Source organism: Kitasatospora nipponensis, assembly GCF_039528135.1.
GTDB lineage: Bacteria > Actinomycetota > Actinomycetes > Streptomycetales > Streptomycetaceae > Kitasatospora > Kitasatospora nipponensis.
Window position 1 is genome coordinate 1 of record NZ_BAAALF010001133.1, and the last position, 525, is coordinate 525.

At 68.8% G+C, this 525-nt stretch carries 2 protein-coding genes; both read right to left on the reverse strand.

The window, feature by feature from the left end; all coding sequences use genetic code 11:
• Window positions 1-228, reverse strand: a 228-nt coding sequence (locus tag ABD323_RS45260; RefSeq protein ID WP_344447757.1) for a transglycosylase family protein, incomplete at its 3' end; no start/stop codon positions are given.
• A 78-nt stretch (window positions 229-306) separates the two neighbouring features.
• The coding region (locus tag ABD323_RS45265) for a hypothetical protein (protein WP_344447758.1) at window positions 307-525 on the reverse strand (219 nt) is incomplete at its 5' end.

Sequence of the window (525 nt, forward strand, 5' to 3'; positions counted from 1 at the left end):
GGTGCCCCCGTAGTACTGCCAGTTGTGCAGACTGATCTGCAAGCCGCCGTAGGAGGTGTTGTTGGTGTTGATGTTCCAGACGCCACCGCTCTCGCACTGGGCCACCTTGTCCCAGGTCGCGACCGAGGCGGCCTGCGCCGGGGACTGGGCCGCCAGCATCAGACCCGCCACCGCGGCGACGGCGAGCGGACGGGACAGGGCGGTGACGGCATTGGCGGTACGGGACATCGGTACTGACTCCTCGCAAGGAGCTGCGGGGTGGCGGCACGACAGCCACCCGGCAGCGGGGAAGGAAGGGGGAACGGACTACCAGGCGCCGGTGATCGGGACGTCGCCCGGGCTGCCGTAGACGAAGCTGGTCGCGGCGTTCAGGTTGTCGTTGGACAGGTAGAACTTCGACGTGGCCGGGTCGTACGCACCCACGGTGGAGGTGCCGTTGGCGTCCCAGTCGCCGGTGATCGGCAGCCAGCCCGGGTTGGCGAAGGCCGTCACGGCGTAGGTGCCGCGGGAGATGTCACCGAGGTA